Annotated in this window: 20 protein-coding genes and 4 tRNA genes; 6 read left to right on the top strand and 18 right to left on the bottom strand. The window is 59.6% G+C overall.

What is annotated here, in order from left to right:
• Positions 1 to 8: 8 nt before the first annotated feature.
• Positions 9 to 479 (bottom strand): 30S ribosomal protein S7, encoded by a 471-nt coding sequence (rpsG, locus tag HX898_RS32115; RefSeq protein WP_011651422.1) that lies wholly within the window; start codon positions 477 to 479, stop codon positions 9 to 11.
• Positions 480 to 555: 76 nt separating this feature from the next.
• On the bottom strand, positions 556 to 927 hold the full coding sequence (rpsL, locus tag HX898_RS32110) for a 30S ribosomal protein S12 (protein ID WP_003547537.1): 372 nt from the start codon (positions 925 to 927) through the stop codon (positions 556 to 558).
• 497 nt (positions 928 to 1,424) lie between these two features.
• On the opposite strand from rpsL, the gene HX898_RS32105 reads away from it, so the two are divergent.
• Positions 1,425 to 1,718, top strand: coding sequence for a hypothetical protein (locus HX898_RS32105; RefSeq protein ID WP_003547528.1), 294 nt, complete (start codon positions 1,425 to 1,427; stop codon positions 1,716 to 1,718).
• 137 nt (positions 1,719 to 1,855) lie between these two features.
• Here the strand turns inward: HX898_RS32105 and rpoC are convergent, their stop codons facing one another.
• From rpoC to HX898_RS32040, 14 genes are all read right to left on the bottom strand, one after another.
• Positions 1,856 to 6,064, bottom strand: coding sequence for a DNA-directed RNA polymerase subunit beta' (rpoC, locus tag HX898_RS32100; RefSeq protein ID WP_026158635.1), 4,209 nt, complete (start codon positions 6,062 to 6,064; stop codon positions 1,856 to 1,858).
• Between the two features lie 190 nt (positions 6,065 to 6,254).
• Positions 6,255 to 10,394 (bottom strand): DNA-directed RNA polymerase subunit beta, encoded by a 4,140-nt coding sequence (gene rpoB, locus HX898_RS32095; protein WP_012757017.1) that lies wholly within the window; start codon positions 10,392 to 10,394, stop codon positions 6,255 to 6,257.
• A gap of 263 nt (positions 10,395 to 10,657) precedes the next feature.
• Entirely contained in the window at positions 10,658 to 11,035 is a 378-nt protein-coding gene (gene rplL, locus HX898_RS32090) for a 50S ribosomal protein L7/L12 (RefSeq protein ID WP_003547523.1), read from the bottom strand.
• A 58-nt stretch (positions 11,036 to 11,093) separates the two neighbouring features.
• The gene (rplJ, locus tag HX898_RS32085; RefSeq protein ID WP_003547522.1) at positions 11,094 to 11,612 is read right to left on the bottom strand and encodes a 50S ribosomal protein L10; all 519 of its coding nucleotides are present in this window, start codon (positions 11,610 to 11,612) and stop codon (positions 11,094 to 11,096) included.
• A 329-nt stretch (positions 11,613 to 11,941) separates the two neighbouring features.
• Positions 11,942 to 12,643, bottom strand: coding sequence for a 50S ribosomal protein L1 (gene rplA, locus HX898_RS32080; protein WP_003547520.1), 702 nt, complete (start codon positions 12,641 to 12,643; stop codon positions 11,942 to 11,944).
• 4 nt (positions 12,644 to 12,647) lie between these two features.
• The gene (rplK, locus tag HX898_RS32075) at positions 12,648 to 13,079 is read right to left on the bottom strand and encodes a 50S ribosomal protein L11 (RefSeq protein ID WP_003547518.1); all 432 of its coding nucleotides are present in this window, start codon (positions 13,077 to 13,079) and stop codon (positions 12,648 to 12,650) included.
• Between the two features lie 176 nt (positions 13,080 to 13,255).
• Positions 13,256 to 13,786 carry a transcription termination/antitermination protein NusG gene (gene nusG, locus HX898_RS32070; protein ID WP_003547516.1) on the bottom strand — a complete coding sequence of 177 codons (531 nt, stop codon included), beginning with the start codon at positions 13,784 to 13,786 and terminating at the stop codon, positions 13,256 to 13,258.
• A 17-nt stretch (positions 13,787 to 13,803) separates the two neighbouring features.
• Complete coding sequence (gene secE, locus HX898_RS32065) at positions 13,804 to 14,004, bottom strand: preprotein translocase subunit SecE (protein ID WP_003547514.1); 201 nt, start codon at positions 14,002 to 14,004, stop codon at positions 13,804 to 13,806.
• 194 nt (positions 14,005 to 14,198) lie between these two features.
• A tRNA-Trp gene (locus HX898_RS32060) sits at positions 14,199 to 14,274 on the bottom strand.
• Positions 14,275 to 14,442: 168 nt separating this feature from the next.
• Positions 14,443 to 15,336, bottom strand: coding sequence for an NAD(P)-dependent oxidoreductase (locus HX898_RS32055; protein WP_017960033.1), 894 nt, complete (start codon positions 15,334 to 15,336; stop codon positions 14,443 to 14,445).
• A 169-nt stretch (positions 15,337 to 15,505) separates the two neighbouring features.
• On the bottom strand, positions 15,506 to 15,640 hold the full coding sequence (locus HX898_RS33495) for a hypothetical protein (protein ID WP_003547509.1): 135 nt from the start codon (positions 15,638 to 15,640) through the stop codon (positions 15,506 to 15,508).
• Between the two features lie 202 nt (positions 15,641 to 15,842).
• On the bottom strand, positions 15,843 to 17,018 hold the full coding sequence (tuf, locus tag HX898_RS32050; RefSeq protein WP_020049533.1) for an elongation factor Tu: 1,176 nt from the start codon (positions 17,016 to 17,018) through the stop codon (positions 15,843 to 15,845).
• 348 nt (positions 17,019 to 17,366) lie between these two features.
• Positions 17,367 to 17,440 (bottom strand) — tRNA-Gly (locus tag HX898_RS32045).
• A 24-nt stretch (positions 17,441 to 17,464) separates the two neighbouring features.
• A tRNA-Tyr gene (locus HX898_RS32040) sits at positions 17,465 to 17,549 on the bottom strand.
• Positions 17,550 to 17,750: 201 nt separating this feature from the next.
• Here HX898_RS32040 and rlmB point away from each other — a divergent pair.
• The 3 genes from rlmB to HX898_RS32025 all read left to right on the top strand — a co-directional run bounded on the left by rlmB (position 17,751) and on the right by HX898_RS32025 (position 19,330).
• On the top strand, positions 17,751 to 18,641 hold the full coding sequence (gene rlmB, locus HX898_RS32035; RefSeq protein ID WP_138328198.1) for a 23S rRNA (guanosine(2251)-2'-O)-methyltransferase RlmB: 891 nt from the start codon (positions 17,751 to 17,753) through the stop codon (positions 18,639 to 18,641).
• Between the two features lie 328 nt (positions 18,642 to 18,969).
• Positions 18,970 to 19,128, top strand: coding sequence for a hypothetical protein (locus tag HX898_RS32030; protein WP_003558513.1), 159 nt, complete (start codon positions 18,970 to 18,972; stop codon positions 19,126 to 19,128).
• A 64-nt stretch (positions 19,129 to 19,192) separates the two neighbouring features.
• Entirely contained in the window at positions 19,193 to 19,330 is a 138-nt protein-coding gene (locus tag HX898_RS32025) for a hypothetical protein (RefSeq protein WP_171599488.1), read from the top strand.
• A 146-nt stretch (positions 19,331 to 19,476) separates the two neighbouring features.
• Here the strand turns inward: HX898_RS32025 and HX898_RS32020 are convergent, their stop codons facing one another.
• On the bottom strand, positions 19,477 to 19,896 hold the full coding sequence (locus tag HX898_RS32020; RefSeq protein WP_171599487.1) for a hypothetical protein: 420 nt from the start codon (positions 19,894 to 19,896) through the stop codon (positions 19,477 to 19,479).
• Between the two features lie 110 nt (positions 19,897 to 20,006).
• Positions 20,007 to 20,082: transfer RNA gene (locus tag HX898_RS32015), tRNA-Thr, on the bottom strand.
• A 158-nt stretch (positions 20,083 to 20,240) separates the two neighbouring features.
• On the opposite strand from HX898_RS32015, the gene HX898_RS32010 reads away from it, so the two are divergent.
• Entirely contained in the window at positions 20,241 to 21,014 is a 774-nt protein-coding gene (locus tag HX898_RS32010) for an NAD kinase (RefSeq protein ID WP_017993642.1), read from the top strand.
• A gap of 4 nt (positions 21,015 to 21,018) precedes the next feature.
• Entirely contained in the window at positions 21,019 to 21,534 is a 516-nt protein-coding gene (locus HX898_RS32005; RefSeq protein WP_138328221.1) for a hypothetical protein, read from the top strand.
• Positions 21,535 to 21,557 lie beyond the last annotated feature (23 nt).

Here is a 21,557-nt window from a genome sequence, read left to right as displayed (position 1 = left end):
GTTCGGAATTACCAGCGATAGTGCGAGAACGCGCGGTTGGCGTCAGCCATCTTGTGCGTGTCTTCGCGCTTCTTGACGGCGGAGCCGCGGTTGTTGGACGCATCGAGCAGTTCGCCGGAAAGGCGGTCAACCATAGTCGTTTCATTGCGCTTGCGGGCAGCAGCGATCAGCCAGCGAATAGCAAGAGCCTGGCGGCGCTCCGGACGAACATCGACGGGGACCTGATAGGTCGCACCACCGACACGACGCGAGCGAACTTCAACGTGCGGGGCAATGTTCTCAAGCGCAGAATGGAAAACTGTGAGCGGCTCCTGCTTGGCCTTGCCCTGGACAACGTCGAACGCACCGTAGACGATGTTTTCAGCAACGGACTTCTTGCCGTCGAGCATAATGGCATTCATGAACTTGGTGACGACGAGATCGCCGAACTTCGGGTCCGGATTGATCTCGCGCTTTTCTGCTTTATGACGTCTGGACATATTTTGTCTCTTCAACCGTTAAGGCGCTTCATGACGCGGAGGACCTCGCGCAGCGCCGGATTATTCAAAAACCGAATTACTTCGGACGCTTCGCGCCGTACTTGGAGCGGCGCTGCTTGCGGTTCTTGACACCCTGGGTATCGAGAACGCCGCGGATGATGTGATAACGGACACCCGGAAGGTCCTTGACGCGGCCGCCACGGATCATGACGACGGAGTGTTCCTGAAGGTTGTGACCTTCGCCGGGGATGTAACCAATGACTTCGAAGCCGTTGGTCAGGCGGATCTTTGCGACCTTACGCAGAGCCGAGTTCGGCTTCTTCGGCGTCGTCGTGTAGACGCGCGTGCAAACGCCGCGCTTCTGCGGGTTCTCCTGGAGTGCGGGAACCTTGTTACGCTTTACGTTCGCCTGGCGAGGCTTGCGGATCAGCTGGTTTACGGTAGGCATTCAACCATCCCTTACGTTTTATCTCAGTACCCTTGCGGGCTTGAACTCGCGCCGTCTCCGGCAGTGACGCGCGCTTTCCGTCAATGCGCAAAATATGGCCCGATCCGCTTCCGCAGATGGACCACAAGGAGCAGAGGACGCATAGAATATGCGTCGTGCGTGCAGCATCATGACTTCAACGTGCGTTTAGAACCTTGTTTGAGGTGAACTTCAGGGCGAGTCGCCCCGAACAGCCAAGCCTCACATGGGATCTGATGGCCGGGGTACTACTGGTTTCCACCCGTCTCGTCAAGGCCGGTTAAGAAATAAACTCGCCGTATCGCCTTGATATGCCGGCCGAACGCCCTGTTTCATCCTTCTAGACGAATTCACGGCTGTGCCCCAAGATAAAAACTTGGGCATTGCAGCAAAAGCAGTTAAGGAATCAGCAATTGCGGCGTTCGGCCCTCCCAGCAGGATTCGAGCGAACGAATCGTCAAAGAGCCGAAGGACAGGCGATGATCACGACACCTGATAACGACAATAATTTCGACGGCCCGATGATCTTCATCATCATCGGCAAGGGCTACGAGTCCGACGCCAGCGAAGGCATCGACCTGCACATCATGCTGAAGGCGCCTGACGACGACACTGCCGTACGCGAGGCCTTGAACGCCCTTGCCGAGGAAGGCTTCATCGAGGCAGATCTCGACCAGATCGGCATGCTGACCGAGGTCCCGGCCGAAGAGCCGCACGCATCTGCCTACCAGGGCGCCGTCGAAGGCGAAGTCGCGATCATTCGGTTCAACTGAAGGGAGCCGCTGGTCACGCTGCCAAGGCAGCATAAGCGGAAGCAGCCCCCTCCCCGCCAAATAATCAGAGCAGATAAAACAAAAACCGCCCGGATCGCTCCGGGCGGTTTTTCAATTTCATAGACTTCAGCTGCGGGTTATTCCGCAGCCGGAGCCTTTTCGGCCATGTCCTGCAGCATCGGCGTGGCAACGGCAGCACCCGTGCCCTTGCGGCGCTCTTCGAGGATCATCTCGTCGCGCGACGTGGCGATGCGGCGGATCTGGGTCATGGTGCCGCCGGTACCGGCCGGGATAAGGCGGCCGACGATGACGTTTTCCTTCAGACCCTGCAGACCGTCGGTCTTGCCGGCGATTGCAGCTTCCGTCAGCACCTTGGTCGTTTCCTGGAAGGACGCGGCCGAGATGAAGGACGGGGTCTGCAGCGATGCCTTGGTGATGCCGAGAAGAACCGGATCGCCGTAGGCTGGCTTCTTGCCCTGCTCGATCAGGTGATCGTTGACGTCTTCGAGCTCGATCCGGTCGACATTGTCGCCGACGATATAGGTCGAGTCGCCTGCATCGGTGATTTCCACCTTCTGCAGCATCTGACGGACAATCACCTCGATGTGCTTGTCGTTGATGACGACGCCCTGCAGGCGGTAGACTTCCTGGATCTCGTTGACGAGGTAGGAGGCCAGAGCCTCCACGCCCTTGATCGCCAGGATGTCGTGCGGAGCCGGGTTACCGTCGAGGATGTAGTCACCCTTTTCGATATAGTCGCCTTCCTGAAGGTGGAAGGGCTTGCCCTTCGGGATCAGGTATTCGACAGGCTCGACACCGTCTTCCGCCGGCTCGATGATGACGCGACGCTTGTTCTTGTAGTCGCGGCCGAGACGGATCGTACCATCGATCTCTGCGATGATGGCGTGGTCCTTCGGACGGCGGGCTTCGAACAGCTCGGCAACACGCGGCAGACCGCCGGTGATGTCCTTGGTCTTGGCGCTTTCGAGCGGCGAACGGGCGAGAACGTCACCCTGGGAGACCTTCGTGCCCGGCTCGACCGACAGGATCGCATCGACCGAGAGGAAGAAGCGGGCGTCACCACCACGGGAAAGCTTGGCGATATTGCCGCTGGCATCCTTGATGACGATCGCCGGCTTGAGGTCCGAGCCGCGCGGGGTCGAACGCCAGTCGATGACCTGACGCTTGGTGATGCCGGTCGATTCGTCGGTCGCTTCCAGAACGGAGAGACCGTCGACCAGATCTTCAAACTGAACGGTACCGGCCACTTCCGTCATCATCGGACGGGTGTAGGGGTCCCACTCCGCCAGGCGCTGGCCGCGCTTGACCTTGTCGCCTTCGTCGACATGCAGCTTCGAACCGTAGGCCACACGCTGCGACGACCGCTCGACACCACGTTCGTCCAAGATCTGGACGGTCATGTTGCGGCCCATGGCAACGAGGTTGCCATCGGAGTTGCGCAGGATGTTGCGATTCTTGATCTGCACCGTACCTTCGTACGAGGCTTCGAGGAACGACTGGTCGACCACGGTTGCCGTACCGCCAAGGTGGAAGGTACGCATGGTGAGCTGGGTGCCCGGCTCGCCGATCGACTGAGCAGCGATGACGCCGACGGCTTCGCCCATATTGACCGGCGTACCACGCGCGAGGTCGCGGCCGTAGCAGACCGAGCAGACGCCCGTCTGGATTTCGCAGGTCAGTGCCGAGCGGATGCGGATCGACTGGATGCCAGCCTTCTCGATTTCGACGACGTCGGGCTCGAGGATCATCCTGCCGGCATCGACGATGCGCTCACCCGTGACCGGATGATCGATGTCGTCGAGCGCCGTGCGGCCGAGGATACGGGCGCCGATCGAGGCAACCACCTGGCCGGCATCGACGATGGCGGTCATGGTGAGGCCTGTCTGCGTTCCGCAATCGACGTGCGTGACGATGCAATCCTGCGCGACGTCGACGAGACGGCGGGTCAGGTAGCCGGAGTTGGCGGTCTTCAGGGCGGTGTCTGCCAGACCCTTACGGGCGCCGTGGGTCGAGTTGAAGTACTCGTTGACGGTCAGGCCTTCCTTGAAGTTCGAGATGATTGGGGTCTCGATGATTTCGCCAGACGGCTTGGCCATGAGGCCACGCATGCCGCCCAGCTGGCGCATCTGGTTCGGAGAACCGCGGGCACCGGAGTGGCTCATCATGTAGATCGAGTTCATCGGCTTCTGGCGACCGGTCTTCTCGTCGAATTCGACCGCCTTGATGCGCGCCATCATCTCTTCGGCGACCTTTTCGGTCGCCTTGCCCCAGGCGTCGACAACCTTGTTGTACTTCTCGCCCTGGGTGATGAGGCCGTCATTGTACTGCTGCTCGTATTCCTTCACCAGGTTTTCGGTGTCGGCAACGATCTTGGCCTTGGCATCCGGAATGACCATGTCGTCCTTGCCGAACGAAATGCCGGCGCGGCAGGCGTGGGCGAAGCCGAGCTGCATGATGCGGTCGCAGAAAATGACCGTGTCCTTCTGGCCGCAATGGCGATAGACCGTGTCGATCATCTTCGAGATGTTCTTCTTGGTCATTTCCTGGTTGCAGATATCGAAGGGCACCTTGCCGTTCTTTGGCAACAGTTCGCCGATGAGCAGACGGCCAGGCGTCGTCTCATAGATCTTCGAGTAAGGCTTGCCATCCTCGTCGACCGACTTGAAGCGGCCGCGGATCTTGGTGTGCAGCGTCACGACCTTGCTTTCGAGGGCGTGATGCAGCTCGCCGAGATCGGAGAAGGCCATGCCTTCGCCCGGCTCGTTCTGGTTGAGGATCGACAGATAGTAGAGGCCGAGAACCATGTCCTGCGAGGGAACGATGATCGGCGCGCCGTTGGCCGGATGCAGGATGTTGTTGGTCGACATCATCAGCACGCGGGCTTCGAGCTGGGCTTCGAGCGACAGCGGCACGTGAACGGCCATCTGGTCGCCGTCGAAGTCGGCGTTGAAGGCCGTGCAGACGAGCGGATGCAGCTGGATCGCCTTGCCTTCGACCAGGATAGGTTCGAAGGCCTGGATGCCCAGGCGGTGCAGCGTCGGTGCGCGGTTCAAGAGAACCGGATGCTCGCGGATGACCTCGTCGAGGATATCCCAGACCTCAGGCTTTTCCTTTTCGACCAGCTTCTTGGCCTGCTTGACGGTCGAGGAGTAACCCTTGGCGTCGAGGCGGGCATAGATGAACGGCTTGAAGAGCTCGAGCGCCATCTTCTTCGGCAGGCCGCACTGGTGCAGCTTCAGTTCCGGACCGGTGACGATGACCGAACGGCCGGAATAGTCGACGCGCTTGCCGAGCAGGTTCTGGCGGAAGCGGCCCTGCTTGCCCTTCAGCATGTCGGAGAGCGACTTTAGCGGACGCTTGTTGGCGCCGGTGATGACACGGCCGCGACGACCGTTGTCGAACAGCGCGTCAACGGATTCCTGCAGCATGCGCTTTTCGTTGCGGATGATGATGCCAGGCGCACGAAGCTCGATCAGGCGCTTCAGACGGTTGTTACGGTTGATGACGCGGCGGTAGAGATCGTTCAGATCCGACGTCGCGAAACGGCCGCCGTCGAGCGGAACCAGCGGACGCAGATCCGGCGGAATGACCGGAACGACCTTCATGATCATCCACTCCGGACGGTTGCCCGACTCCATGAAGTTCTCGACGATCTTCAGGCGCTTCATCAGCTTCTTCTGCTTGAGATCCGACGTGGTGTCGGCAAGCTCGGCGCGCAGGTCGCCAGCGATCTTTTCGAGGTTCATCGAGGCCAGCATCTCGTAGATCGCCTCCGCGCCGATCATCGCGGTGAACTGGTCTTCGCCGTATTCGTCGACAGCGAGCATGTACTCTTCTTCCGAGAGGAGCTGGTGCTCCTTCAGGGCGGTCAGGCCCGGCTCGGTGACGATGTAGTTTTCGAAGTAGAGGACGCGCTCGACATCCTTCAGCGTCATGTCGAGCAGCGTCGAAATGCGTGATGGCAGCGACTTCAGGAACCAGATGTGGGCAACGGGAGCGGCGAGCTCGATATGGCCCATGCGCTCACGGCGAACGCGCGACAGCGTGACTTCGACGCCGCACTTTTCGCAGATGATGCCCTTGTACTTCATGCGCTTGTACTTGCCGCACAGGCATTCGTAGTCCTTGATCGGCCCGAAGATGCGCGCGCAGAACAGACCGTCGCGTTCCGGCTTGAACGTACGGTAGTTGATGGTTTCCGGCTTCTTGATCTCACCGTAAGACCAGGAGAGGATCTTCTCCGGAGACGCGATCGAAATCCGAATGGAATCGAAATTCTGTGCAGGCACCTGCGGATTGAAAAGATTCATGACCTCTTGGTTCATGCCTGTCTCCTTCATGGGCTAAAGCGCCCTCAAAATGCGATGGTCGGCGGCAAATTCCCGGGAGCCGCCTCCCTCGCTTAAACGAGAATAACCGCTGGATGCGGCGAAACTTCCCTTCCGGGCCGACACGGATACGGCGCCCGGTGGGACCGGCGTGCGCCGCGTTGGCAGCGCACGCCCTATCAAGTGCTTACTCGGCCGCGTCGGGCAGCTGAGCTGCCTGCGCCTCGTCAAGCTTGGTGTTCTCGAGCTCGACGCTGAGGCCCAGCGAGCGCATTTCCTTGACGAGAACGTTGAAGCTTTCCGGAATACCGGCTTCGAACGTGTCGTCTCCGCGGACGATGGCTTCGTAGACCTTGGTGCGGCCGGCGACGTCGTCCGACTTCACCGTCAGCATTTCCTGCAGCGTGTAGGCCGCGCCGTATGCTTCGAGCGCCCAGACTTCCATTTCGCCGAAGCGCTGGCCGCCGAACTGCGCCTTGCCGCCCAGCGGTTGCTGGGTCACGAGCGAGTAAGGACCGATCGAACGAGCGTGGATCTTGTCGTCGACCAAGTGGTTGAGCTTCAGCATGTAGATGTAGCCCACGGTCACCTGACGGTCGAACTGCTCACCGGTACGGCCATCATAGAGCGTCGACTGACCGCTATCCTTGAGACCTGCCAGACGCAGCATGTCGTTGACGTCGGCTTCGTTCGCGCCGTCGAAAACAGGCGTCGCAATCGAAACGCCGCGCTTCCACTGGTCGGCGAGACGCAGAACCGAGTCGTCGTCGAACTCATGAACCTGCTCGGCCTTCGGGCCGTCTCCGACGACATCGCCGATGGTCTTGCGCAGCGGCTCAATGTTGCCATTGGCCTTGTATGCGTCGATCAGTTCGCCGATCTGGCGACCCATGCCGGCGCAAGCCCAACCCAGATGCGTTTCCAGGATCTGGCCGACGTTCATGCGCGAAGGCACGCCGAGCGGGTTCAGAACGACGTCGACGTGCGTACCGTCTTCGAGGAAAGGCATGTCCTCCACCGGCACAATGCGCGAAACGACGCCCTTGTTCCCGTGACGGCCGGCCATCTTGTCGCCCGGCTGGATCTTGCGCTTTACGGCGACGAAGACCTTGACCATCTTCATGACGCCAGGAGGCATTTCATCGCCGCGCTGGACCTTTTCGACCTTGTCCATGAAGCGCTGTTCAAGGCGCGACTTGGATTCGTCGTACTGACCGCGGAGCGCTTCGAGTTCGCTCTGGACCTTTTCGTCTTCGACCGCAAACATCCACCACTGCGAGCGGGGATATTCGGAGACGACGGCGTTCGAAAGCTCGGCTCCCTTCTTGAAGCCCTTCGGGCCGGCGATGGAGGCCTGGCCACGCAGCATCTCGATCAGACGGCCGTAGACGTTACGGTCGAGGATCGCCTGCTCGTCGTCGCGGTCCTTTGCCAGACGCTCGATTTCTTCGCGCTCGATCGCCATCGCGCGCTCGTCCTTTTCAACGCCGTGGCGGTTGAAGACGCGGACTTCGACGATGGTGCCGTAGGTGCCGGGCGGCATGCGCATGGAGGTGTCGCGCACGTCGGAGGCCTTTTCGCCGAAGATGGCGCGCAGAAGCTTTTCTTCCGGCGTCATCGGGCTTTCGCCCTTCGGTGTGATCTTGCCGACCAGGATATCGCCCGGCTGAACTTCGGCGCCGATATAGACGATGCCGGCTTCGTCGAGGTTCTTCAGCGCTTCTTCCGAAACGTTCGGAATATCGCGGGTGATTTCCTCAGGACCAAGCTTGGTGTCGCGCGCCATCACTTCGAATTCCTCGATGTGAATGGAGGTGAACACGTCGTCGGCGACGATACGCTCGGAGAGCAGGATCGAGTCTTCGTAGTTGTAGCCGTTCCAGGGCATGAACGCGACGAGCGCGTTGCGGCCGAGTGCCAGGTCGCCGAGATCGGTCGACGGGCCGTCGGCGAGGATGTCGCCGCGGTTGACCTCGTCACCGACGGTGACCAGCGGACGCTGGTTGACGCAGGTGTTCTGGTTCGAACGCTGGAACTTCTGCAGGCGGTAGATATCGACGCCGGACTTGCCGGCTTCGAGGTCTTCCGTGGCGCGGATAACGATACGCGTCGCGTCGACCTGGTCGACCACGCCGCCGCGGCGGGCGCCGATGGCAGCACCCGAGTCACGGGCGACGACCGGCTCCATGCCGGTACCGACGAACGGAGCTTCGGCACGCAGCAGCGGCACTGCCTGACGCTGCATGTTCGAGCCCATGAGCGCGCGGTTGGCGTCGTCGTTTTCCAGGAACGGGATAAGCGCGGCTGCGACCGAAACGACCTGCTTCGGCGAGACGTCCATCAGGTTCATGCTATCGCGCGGGGCGAGCATGACTTCGCCGGCATGACGGCAGACGACGAATTCGTCGACGAATGAACCGTCAGCGTTCATCTCGGCGTTGGCCTGGGCGACGTAGTACTTCGCCTCTTCCATGGCGGAGAGGTAGAGCACGTCGCTCGTCACCTTGCCGTCGACGATGCGGCGGTACGGGCTTTCGATGAAGCCGTACTTGTTGACGCGGGCAAAGGTAGCAAGCGAGTTGATGAGACCGATGTTCGGGCCTTCCGGCGTTTCGATCGGGCAGATGCGGCCATAGTGGGTCGGATGCACGTCGCGGACTTCGAAGCCGGCGCGCTCACGGGTCAGACCGCCCGGGCCAAGAGCCGAAAGACGGCGCTTGTGGGTGATTTCCGAGAGCGGGTTGACCTGGTCCATGAACTGCGAAAGCTGCGAGGAACCGAAGAATTCACGCACGGCAGCAGCTGCCGGCTTGGCATTGATCAGATCCTGCGGCATGACCGTGTCGATCTCGATCGAGGACATGCGTTCCTTGATCGCGCGCTCCATGCGAAGCAGGCCGAGACGGTACTGGTTTTCCATCAGCTCGCCGACCGAACGGACGCGGCGGTTGCCGAGGTTGTCGATGTCGTCGATCTCGCCCTTGCCGTCGCGCAGTTCGACCAGCATCCTGACCACGGCCAGGATGTCGTCCTTGCGCAGGATGCGGACGGTGTCTTCGACGGTCAGGTCGAGGCGCATGTTCATCTTGACGCGGCCAACGGCGGAGAGGTCGTAACGCTCCGCATCGAAGAACAGCGAGTTGAACATGGCTTCGGCCGATTCCATGGTCGGCGGCTCACCCGGACGCATGACGCGGTAGATGTCGAACAGAGCGTCCTGACGGTTCTCGTTCTTGTCAGCTGTCAGCGTGTTGCGGATATAGGCGCCGACATTGATGTGATCGATGCCGAGAACCGGGATCTCGTCGAAGCCGTTCGCCAGGATGATACCAAGCGTCTTCTCGTCGATTTCGTCGCCGGCCTCGAGGTAGATTTCACCCGTCGAGTAGTTGACGATATCGCCGGCAAGGTAGTTGCCATACAGATCATCGTCGGCGGCCTTGAGTGCCTTCAGCCCCTTGTCGGACAGTGTGCGCAGCAGGCGCGGGGTCAGCTTCTTGCCGGCTTCGACGACGACTTCGCCGGTATCGGCGTCGACCATCTCGGTGATCGCCTTGGCACCCTTCAGCGTTTCCGGCTTGAAGGGAATGCGCCAGCCTTCGCCGTCGCGCTTGTAGAGCGACTTCGTGTAGAAGGTGTCGAGGATTTCCTCGCCGTCCATGCCGAGCGCCATCAGCAGCGACGTGACAGGGATCTTACGGCGGCGGTCGATACGAGCATAGACGATGTCCTTGGCGTCGAATTCGATATCGAGCCAGGAACCGCGATAGGGGATGACGCGCGCAGCAAAGAGCAGCTTGCCGGACGAATGGCTCTTGCCCTTGTCGTGGTCGAAGAAGACGCCCGGCGAACGGTGCATCTGGGAGACGATGACGCGCTCGGTGCCGTTGACGATGAACGTGCCGTTGTTGGTCATGAGCGGCATGTCGCCCATGTAAACGGACTGTTCCTTGATGTCCTTGATCGACTTCGCGCCGGTATCCTCGTCGATATCGAACACGATGAGGCGCAGCGTCACCTTCAGCGGCGCTGCATAGGTCAGGTCGCGCTGACGGCATTCGTCAACGTCAAACTTCGGCGGTTCGAACTCGTAGGACACGAATTCCAGCATGGATGCGCCGGAGAAATCGGTGATCGGGAAAACCGACTTGAAAACGGCCTGAAGACCCTCGTCGGGTCGGCCGCCCTTCGGCTCTTCAACCATCAGAAACTGGTCGTAGGACGCCTTCTGAACCTCGATGAGGTTCGGCATTTCTGCGACTTCGGGGATCTTACCAAAAAACTTGCGTACGCGCCTACGACCGTTGAACGAAAGGGTCTGAGCCATCGTCGCTCCTTCAAAATCTTGCACCCGGGCCTGCAACGGACGGGAACCGATGGCCAGTCGATCCCGTCAATCAATGAGTAGTTCAATCTCGTCCGACCCCAGAAAACGCTCAGCTCGGATTGCTGTGCTGCCCTCGGTGCGAGACCATCCTTTTGAAGAACCCATTACCCAAAAGCCGTTTCGACGCGGCTTTTGGGTAATTCGTTCAGAAAAACGGCAAATGGGAGGCAGTAGAGATACTGCCTCCCAAAAGCAGTTCAAGATTACTTGACGTCGGCCTTGGCGCCAGCGTCTTCAAGCTTCTTCTTGATGTCAGCGGCTTCAGCCTTGTTGACGCCTTCCTTGACAGCCTTCGGAGCGGCTTCAACGAGATCCTTGGCTTCCTTGAGGCCGAGACCAGTGATGGCGCGGACTTCCTTGATGACGTTGATCTTGTTGGCACCAGCTTCGACGAGGATGACGTCGAATTCGGTCTTTTCTTCTTCAACGACAGCAGCAGCAGCACCGCCGGCAGCGGCAGCAACAGCTACCGGAGCAGCAGCGGAAACGCCCCACTTTTCTTCGAGAAGCTTCGACAGTTCTGCAGCTTCCAGAACGGTCAGCGAGGAGAGGTCGTCAACGATCTTTGCGAGATCAGCCATTTTACTAGTTCCTTTTGTTCGGTTCGAACCGGTTGATTATAAACAGCGAAAAACCGCCTTACGCGGCTTCGTCCTTCTTGGCGTAGGCCGCAAACACGCGGGCAAGCTGGCTTGCCGGTGCTGCAACAACCCCAGCGATGCGGGTAGCCGGTGTCTGGATCATGCCCAGCAGCTTCGCACGCAGCTCATCGAGCGAAGGCAGGGTCGCAAGCGACTTGACTGCATCGGCGTTGAGCGTGGTTGTTCCCATGGCGCCGCCCAGAACAATGATCTTGTCATTGGTCTTGGCGAAATCCATGACGACCTTCGGAGCGGTGATCGGATCGGTGCTGTATGCAATCAGCGTCTGACCCTTGAAGAGATTGGACATCCCTTCCGCTTCCGTACCCTGAAGGGCAATCTTGGCCAGGCGGTTCTTCGCGACTTTGACGGTACCGCCAGCTGCGCGCATCTTCGAACGAAAATCGTTCATCTGCGCGACTGTGGCACCAGCATAGTGGGCCACGACAACTGAGCCCGAAGCCTTGAAGACTTCGTTCAGTTCCGTGACGAATTCGCGTTTCTCCGCTCTTTCCACTGCCTATCTCCAGTTGGCGGGACCGAAAATGGGCCCGCCGGTTGCCTTTTGCCTCCTGGGATCATGAGAGATCCCAAGCGACGCTTGAGGATCCTGTCCCCCCGCGCTCTCGCGCCAATCAAGGCTAAAGAGGCACAAGGCATCCAAGGCTCGAACCGAGTTCCTAGAAGCGAACTTCTTGCAATTCGGGTCTTACCCGTCTCATGCAGGCACAGTGATTAAGGGAAAACCACCTGCAATCTCGGACAGGATTCCGGATTTCTCCGGAATATTCCGGCCCCTTGCGAGGCCGGAAATTCAGTCGCCGGACTTAAAGCCCGGTCATAAACTTACGCAGCCGGAGCACCGGTGACCGAGCCGGGCTCGATCTTGACGCCCGGGCCCATGGTCGAGGAAATCGCCACGCGCTTGACGTAGTTGCCCTTGGCGCCAGCCGGCTTCGCCTTGATGACGGCGTCAGCAAAGGCGCGGATGTTTTCTTCCAGAGCCTTGGCGTCGAAAGAGGCCTTGCCGATACCGGCATGGACGATGCCGGCCTTCTCGACGCGGAACTCGACAGCGCCGCCCTTGGAAGCCTTGACGGCTCCGGCGACATCCATGGTGACGGTGCCGACCTTCGGGTTCGGCATCATGCCGCGGGGGCCAAGAACCTTACCGAGACGGCCGACGAGCGGCATCATGTCGGGGGTGGCGATGCAGCGATCGAATTCGATCTTGCCGCCCTGGACGATTTCGACGAGGTCTTCGGCGCCGACGATATCGGCACCGGCGGCCTTGGCTTCGTCAGCCTTGGCGCCACGAGCGAAGACGGCGACGCGAACCGTACGGCCCGTGCCGTTCGGCAGGTTGACGACGCCGCGAACCATCTGGTCCGCATGGCGCGGGTCGACGCCGAGGTTCATCGAGACTTCGATGGTTTCGTCGAACTTGGCGACAGCCCGTTCCTTGACCATGCCAATGGCCAGGGTCAGAGCGTAGAGCTTGGTAGGATCAACACCTTCGTTGATCTTCTGTGTGCGCTTACCAGCCATGATCTTAACCCACCACTTCCAGGCCCATGGCGCGGGCAGAGCCCTCGATCATCGCCATTGCACCTTCGATATCCGCTGCGTTCAGATCCTTCATCTTGGCTTCTGCGATCGACTTGATCTGAGCCTTGGTGAGGGAGCCGGCCTTGGCGCCCTTGCCTGGCGTCTTGGAACCGGACGTGATCTTCGCTTCCTTCTTCAGCCAGTAGCTGACCGGCGGCTGCTTCATCGCGAAGGTGAAGGACTTGTCCTGGTAATAGGTAATGACGACCGGAATCGGCATGCCCTTTTCCATTTCCTGCGTGGCGGCATTGAACGCCTTGCAGAATTCCATGATGTTAATGCCACGCTGACCAAGCGCCGGACCAATCGGCGGGGACGGGTTTGCCGATCCTGCCTTGACCTGAAGCTTGAGCTGGCCTGCAACTTTCTTAGCCATATCTCTCTGCCTTTCATGAACGGCCGGTCGCCCGGCCCGTGATGCCGGATCTCTCCGGCGGCTGCGGTTGCGTGGTGCGGATCCTTAGGGTCCGGCTAAGACCCCTCACCTTCCACGCGGGTGCGGACAAGGTCCGCAGGAAACAGGCCGCAAGGGCCAGCTTCCAGTTTTTGCAATCAGACCTTCTCGACCTGAGCGTATTCCAGCTCGACCGGCGTTGCGCGGCCGAAGATCGACACTTCCACCTTCAGGCGCGAACGTTCTTCGTCCACATCCTGAACCGTGCCGTTGAACGACGCGAACGGACCGTCGGAAACGCGGACCTGCTCGCCGATCTCGAAGGTAATGGAGGCCTTCGGCCGCTCGACACCTTCCTGAACCTGACCGAGAATGCGCTCGGCTTCATAATCCGGAATCGGAACGGGCTTATTGTCGGAGCCGAGGAAACCTGTGACCTTCGGCGTATTCTTGATCAGGTGGTAGGCTTCGTCCGTCAGATTGGCACGAACCATGACATAGCCCGGAAAAAACTTGCGCTCGGAATCGACCTTGCGGCCGCGACGCACTTCCACCACCTTTTCAGTCGGCACGAGGATCTTCTCGAACAGGTGCTCAAGCCCCTTCTGGCGAGCCTTGTTCTCGATGTCTTCAGCCACCTTCTTTTCAAAATTTGAATATGCGTGGACGATGTACCAACGTGCCGCCATTTTCATTTCCACCCGTATCAGTTGCCGGTATTCAGCACGAAGCTCAGAGCCCAGCCGATCAGCTGGTCAGCGGCAAAGAAAAACAGCGCGGCGAAAACCACCATCACCAGCACCATGACCGTCGAGATCATGGTCTCGCGGCGCGACGGCCATGTAACTTTGGACGTCTCGGAGCGAACCTGCTGCAGAAACGCAAACGGATTGGATTTGGATGCCATCGACTGCCCACGCAATTACGGCGCGTAAAGCTGAAACTATCAGCCCCACGCACCGCGTGTCTGTTGAACCCTAAATAAACACCGATTTCCGAATACACAAGGGGGAAACCGAAGTTTAACGAAATTACTTACCACCAATCATTCCCGACCGGAAATGCCGCGAGCATGTCCGCGCTGTCCCGCATCCAGGAAAATGGCAGGGGCAGTAGGGCTCGAACCTACGACCTGCGGTTTTGGAGACCGCCGCTCTACCAACTGAGCTATACCCCTTCATACCGATCATTCAGCGCCTGAGCCAAGGCCCGCAAATCGCTGCTGAAAAGCATGGCGCTCCCTTTAAGACGACGGCACGGGATTGGCAAGCACGATTTTCGATTTTCAAAGCCATTCTCCTGATATGCGAGCGATCGGCCTTTCAATCGCGGAACCGCGGTCCGTTCAGACCTTCACATATTTCCGCCAATCGTGTTCTTCCTTAAAACCCAGCACCTCGCGGATCTTGCGGTTGGAGAGCAGGCCCTCATATTCGCCGATCTCGCGGGTGAAGGGCACGTTCGGAAAGAATCGCTTCGCAAGCTCTTTCGATGGCGTATTGGCAGAGACGGTGTCGTTGGCAGCGTTGAAGACCTGGTAGCCGAGACCGTCCTTCTCGATGCAGAGATGGCAGATCTGCCCGAGGTCGCGGGCGTCGATATAGCTCCAGGCGATGCGCTTGCGCATCTCGGGATTGGCGAAATAGGTCGGAAACTTCTCGTACTCGTCAGGCTCGATGACGTTGCCGATGCGCAGCGCATAGATGTCGAAGCCCGAACGTTCGGCAAAGGCGCGCGCCGTCTTTTCGTTGACCACTTTGGAAAGGCCGTAGGAATCCATTGGATTGACGTCGTAATCCTCCTCCAGCGGGAACTGGTGGAAATCGCGATGGCCTTCGGCGAAGCAGACGCCGTAAGTCGTCTCGCTCGATGCGACGATGATCTTCCGGATGCCGAGCTTCACCGCCGCCTCGATGACATTATAGGTGCCCATCGTGTTGATGCGGAAGGTTTCGTTATCGGGCTTGATCAAGATGCGCGGGATGGCGGCGAAATGCACGACGGCGTCGAAGGGCTGCACGCCCCTGCCCGCGTCGAGATCGGGAAAATCGCGATGCATCGAGAGCGCGTTGAAGACCTGACCGCTATCGGTGATGTCGGCGATGAGATTGGTGACGCCGGGGCTATCCAGCGGCACGAGATCGAGGTTGTGAACCTCGTAACCGGCATTGACGAGCCACGGCACCGCATGGCGACCTGCCTTGCCCGAACCGCCGGTGAATAGAATACGTCTCTTCATGGAATATCCTCCGCGTCATGAAATCGGAGGCATAGATAGACGCTTCCGCGCGAAGAGCAAGCGAGCGTCCTGCAAGGGTTCACCCCCGCGTCGCCAGAAGCCCTATCCGGGAGCACCTGGCCGATCATTTCCGATCACCGCAGAACCCTGCGATGCTCGGCAAAGGTCATCACTTGACGACACTTACCTCGCCAATCTGCACGACGGCAGACTGAACAACTTCTTGCGGAATTGCAGCGATGAAAAACATCGTGAAAACATACATCGCGAATATCGTCGCAGCGAATGTGGCCTTTGGAATCATCCGGGCTCTCCTCTTTGCAAGGAGGAGTCTGGACTACAATGGTCCAATCACAAACCGGTTTCTGAACGTGAGATGAACAAAATACTGTGACAGGCCAACTTAACGATATTTTTACAACACCTGTTAAACCTACAGGAAGCCATGAAAATGAAAAACCCCGCTGTTTCCAGCGGGGTCTTCATAATTGCGGATAACTCGAAAGTTACTCGACGATCGACGCGACGATACCGGCGCCGACGGTGCGGCCGCCTTCGCGGATAGCGAAGCGCAGCTTTTCTTCCATCGCGATCGGAACGATCAGCTCGACCGATACCGTGACGTTGTCGCCCGGCATGACCATCTCCGTGCCTTCCGGCAGCGTTACGATGCCGGTCACGTCGGTCGTGCGGAAGTAGAACTGCGGACGGTAGTTGGTGAAGAACGGCGTATGACGGCCACCCTCTTCCTTCGTCAGGATGTAGGCTTCAGCCATGAACTTCTTGTGCGGCTTGACCGAACCCGGCTTGCACAGAATCTGGCCACGCTCAACGCCGTCACGGGTGACGCCGCGGATCAGCGCGCCGATGTTGTCGCCAGCCTGGCCCTGATCGAGCAGCTTGCGGAACATTTCAACGCCGGTCACCGTCGTCTTCGTCGTCGGGCGGATGCCGACGATCTCGACTTCTTCGCCAACCTTGACAATGCCACGCTCGACGCGGCCGGTCACAACCGTACCGCGGCCAGAGATCGAGAACACGTCTTCGATCGGCAGCAAGAACGGCAGGTTGATCGGACGCTCAGGCGTCGGGATGTAGGCGTCGACAGCAGCCATCAGCTCGCGGATCGCGTCTTCGCCGATCTTCTTGTCCGAATCTTCAAGGGCAGCAAGTGCCGAACCCTTGACGATCGGGATATCGTCGCCCGGGAAGTCGTAGGACGACAGCAGTTCGCGAACTTCGAGCTCGACCAGTTCGAGAAGCTCGGCGTCGTCAACCTGGTCGACCTTGTTCAGGAACACCACGATTGCCGGAACGCCGACCTGACGAGCCAGCAGGATGTGTTCGCGCGTCTGCGGCATCGGGCCATCAGCGGCCGAGCACACCAGGATCGCGCCGTCCATCTGGGCAGCACCGGTGATCATGTTCTTGACGTAGTCGGCGTGGCCGGGGCAGTCGACGTGGGCGTAGTGGCGGGCCGGCGTCTCGTATTCAACGTGAGCCGTCGAAATCGTGATGCCACGCGCCTTTTCTTCCGGAGCCGCGTCGATCTGATCGTACGCCTTGTACTCACCGAAGTACTTCGTGATCGCTGCCGTCAGAGACGTCTTGCCGTGGTCAACGTGGCCAATCGTGCCAATGTTGACGTGCGGCTTGTTGCGCTCAAACTTACTCTTTCCCATTTGAATGCTTCCTGTGAACGAAAATGGTGGCCCCGGCGAACCGGTTTAGTGCCGCCGTTTAAGGCTTTCAGCGACATTGCGCAAGACTTAATTGCAGACGCCAAACTTGGCCTGACAGCGCATATGGGAGACAATTCGCCGCCTGCAAGGCGATTCGCCAAAGCCCCCTCGAAAATCGCTGAAATCTTAGAGAAAATCGCATTGACCGCCGGAGACGCGCTATAGACGTTCGGCGTAGAGCGCCCTTCCCCACCAGTCGATAATCGCAATCGTCAGCTTCTTCGCCAGCGCCGGAGATATCTCGGGGACTATCACAGCAGCGGTCGAATAAAGTAGCGTAACGGAAACTGGAGCGGGTAGCGGGAATCGAACCCGCGTATTCAGCTTGGAAGGCTGCTGCTCTACCATTGAGCTATACCCGCGGGGTGGTCCGATCCGATGACGAATGGTGGAGAGAGTTGGATTTGAACCAACGTAGGCTGAGCCAACGGATTTACAGTCCGTCCCCTTTAACCACTCGGGCATCTCTCCAGTTTTCGTCCGGATCGCAAGACCAAGTTCGTCAGACTTCGAAGCGTTGCTGCCCGTCGTCTGCGCCGCGTATATGACCGGAGCATTTCAGTCTGTCAACACGATGACAACGGAAAAAACACGAAAAATTTCATTCACCACCGAAAGCCGGCATATGAAAGAAAGCCTATGCGGCAGCGAGCGCCATGGCTATAAAGCTGCATGAGCAAAGACAACAAATCCGGCGGCAAGACCGCGACAGACCCATCTGCCAAGGATACGCATTACGCCACTCTGCGGCGCGCCCACCGCGACGCCAAGCGCGAACGCGGGGAGATTCCGACACCTCAGCCGCAGAAGCGAAAGCGCGGCGGCGAAGACTGGAAGCCGCCGGCGCTTGCGCCCGACCAGGTGCATCTCTATGGCCTGCATACGGTGCGCGCAGCGCTCGACAATCCCGAGCGCAAGAAGATCAAGCTGTTCGTGACTCAGAATGCGCTGGCGCGCCTCGAAGTCGACCTCGAGGCGCTCGGCATTCCCTTCGAGATCGTTTCGCCGCAGGAGATCGACAAGGTGCTCGGCCCCGAGGCGATCCATCAGGGCGTCATGCTGGAAACACGGCCGCTTCCGGTACGCCGGCTCGAAGCACTGAAGGAAAGTCCTCTCCTGCTCGTCCTCGATCAGGTGACCGATCCGCACAATGTCGGCGCGATCATGCGCTCGGCCGTCGCCTTCAATGCCGGCGCGGTAATCACCACGCAGCGACACAGCCCGACCGAATCGGGCGTGCTCGCCAAGTCCGCCTCCGGCGCGCTGGAACTGATACCTTATATACAGGTCACCAATCTCGCCGATGCACTCGGTGAATTGCACAAGCTGGGTTTCTCCACCATCGGCCTTGATTCGGAAGGGCCGGCGCCACTCGAAGGCACCTTCTCGGGCCAGAAGGTGGCGCTCGTGCTCGGCTCCGAGGGCAAGGGACTTCGGCAGAAGACGCGGGAAACCGTCAACGCACTTGCCCGTCTCGACATGCCGGGCTCGATCAAATCGCTCAACGTCTCGAATGCGGCAGCAATCGCGCTTTATGCGGCGCGGCTTCACCTGAAGGCATAGGCTGGCCCGCAGCAAGGGCAGCCGGTCGATCCGTCCATCGGCCTGCGCGCCGTATCGCCTGCATAGGCCACTTCGACGGGATAGACGATCATCCGTGACGTACAGCGCCGCGCGTCTTTTCAGACGCGCTATCGATTCGGATTTAAGGAATTATGCAGGAGTTCGATGCGGCGCGACAAATGGAAAAGGACACGGACAACGCTCGTGCAACGCCCGACCGATGCCGGAAAAATCCACTTTTGCCTTGGAATGACGCCCTGGAGCACTATGATCGGGCGACGACCGGTTGTTGCGACCGGCTCACAAGCAAGAAGGAACGATCCCTATCATGGCCATTCGACCGCTGATTTTCGGTATCCTCTTCATCGCGGTCTTCGTCGTGATTATCATCAGCATCATTTGGGTGGACACGTCGCACCCCATCCACCAGCCCGATCCTCTCTCGCCGACGGCGCCTGGCCCCGCGACGCCGGGCCAGGTGCAATAATACTTGCAGGAACGCGGACGGAGATCATGCGTTAATCCCGGAATCGAACGAGGATTGAACGCTTATGCGCATAATGATCGCCGTCGTCGCCTTCATGATCGCCTCCGTACTCAGCATCGCGATGATGTCGCCCTCCGGCGCCGGACAGACCGGCAATGGCGACAGGATCGAGGCGAGCGTCAACGAACCCCTCACTCATTAGAACAGGATGACTTTAGGCCGGCTCGGCCTAAAATCTGAATCCTGTTCTAAAAATAAATAGTGGGAGCATGATGTCGTCCGAAAACCGATCACACTTTTCGGCATCATGCTCTAAAATAACGGCCCGGATGATCCGGGCCGTTATCGTCAGCTGCGGTAGAGCCAGAACGGCATGCCGCGATCGCGATGGCGCCAGTCGCGGCGTTCCTGCCAACGCTCGGCACGCCACCGCCGCCCGTGACGGCGATCATCGCGCCAGTCGGACCGGCGCCAATCGCGCCCATCGCGCCAGCCACGATCATCCCGGTCGCGATCACGTCGCCAGCCACGGTCGTCGTGGTCGCGATCACCTCGCCAGCCATCACGAATTTGAACGATGTCGCCCTGCGCCGTCACCGCCGGCCGCTCGGCCGGCATGGCGGCCGCCGGTGCGACGGACGCGAAAGCCGCGCCGACGGAAATGGTTGCGGCGAGAAAGAGATGTGCGAGCTTCATGGCTATTTCCTCATTGATGATGAGGCGAAGATAAGCGGGCGCGGCTGAATTGGCGGTGAAGCAGCCCTTCACGCGCGGTTCATCGAGCGATATGAACCTTCTGAAAAGTCTGCTGGTGCGATTGAGCGCAACAGCGTCGAACCCAGACTATGGACTAGCAAACGGTATCGCGCGGAAAAGAATGGTGCCCCCGGCAAGGTTCGAACTCGCGACCCCCTGATTACAAATCAGGTGCTCTACCAACTGAGCTACAAGGGCAATAATTGCCCAACTAACAGATTCTGTGATTCTGTAAAGGGAAAATCCGCGTCTGCGTGGACTGGTCGGCTGCGGCTCAAAACGCTTCGCGATAGAAAACGTCCTTGTCGCACAAGGCCTTTATCCTTTAGCTAGGGCAGCATCATAAAGGGCATTGCATGGGCCGTTCATTTCAGACGCTTTCCTTTCTCGCCTCACCAACGACGGAGGCGCTTGCCGCGCGCGAGGAGTTGATTGGTCTCTATGGTGACGTACCGGCTGACGAAGCCGACGTCATCGTCGCGCTTGGCGGCGACGGTTTCATGCTGCAAACGCTGCACAACACCATGAACTCCGGCAAGCTGGTTTACGGCATGAATCGCGGCTCGGTCGGCTTCCTGATGAACGATTATCGTACCGATCGGCTTCAGGAGCGCATCTGTGTCGCCGTCGAAAACGTCTTCCGGCCATTGCAGATGACGACGGCCAACGCCGACGGCACCAACTCGACGGCGCTCGCCATCAACGAGGTCTATCTTTTTCGCCAGTCCTACCAAGCCGCGAATCTGAGGGTCATGGTGGATGGGCGCGTGCGTCTGGAGGAACTGATCTGCGACGGGCTGATGGTCGCGACACCCGCCGGATCGACGGCTTATAATCTTTCCGCCCATGGCCCGATCCTGCCGCTCGAGGCGCCGCTGCTCGCCATGACGCCGGTCAGCGCTTTCAGGCCGCGGCGCTGGAGGGGCGCTCTGCTGCCGAACAAGGTAACCGTCGATATCGACATTCTCGAGCCGGAGAAGCGGCCGGTGAATGCGGTGGCCGACAATACCGAGGTCAAGTCGGTGCTGCATATTCGCATCGCCCAGTCGGAGCATGTCACGGCGCGCATTCTGTCTGATCCCGACCGCTCCTGGTCCGACCGTATTCTCGCCGAGCAGTTCAAGGATTGAGACGATGGCAATGCGACGGATATTGATGACCAGCCTCCTGCTTGCGGGATGGAGCGTCACAGCAGAGGCCGCGCCGGCGCAGGATGCCCTCCTGCCGGCATCGGTGATTTTCGCGACCAGCACCGGCTATTGGGAGGACGACGGCAACGCACCTGATGTCGAGCGGGCGCCGACGGGCGCCGAGAGCGTTGCCAATCCCGAGGGAGAGGCCGCGCAGCGCCGCGGCTATTACAAGCTCTTTGCCGTGCGCCAGCCGGACAGGACCTCGAAGGTCTATCTGCAGAAGATTGCCCAGACCGAGACCGGCCCGGCGATCGCCTCGACCATCGAGTTGCAGGAGTTCAGCGACCTGAAACCTTACGTGACCGATATACGCCCCGAGAATTCGAACGGCATCATCAAGCAGCCGGGGCTCTTCGCCACAGTCTATCTGAAGACCGACCCTGCGGCGGAGCCGGATGGCTGGACCGTGCTGATCGACGAATTCGGCGACATCACCGTCGAGAAGGCGACGAATTAACGGCTGGGACGTGTTCAAAGGGG

Source organism: Rhizobium sp. WYCCWR 11128 (assembly GCF_013416305.1).
In the GTDB taxonomy this organism is placed as follows: Bacteria; Pseudomonadota; Alphaproteobacteria; order Rhizobiales; family Rhizobiaceae; genus Rhizobium; species Rhizobium indicum.
The sequence above is the reverse complement of the archived record's forward strand: the minus strand, read 5'-3'. Positions and strand labels throughout refer to the sequence as shown.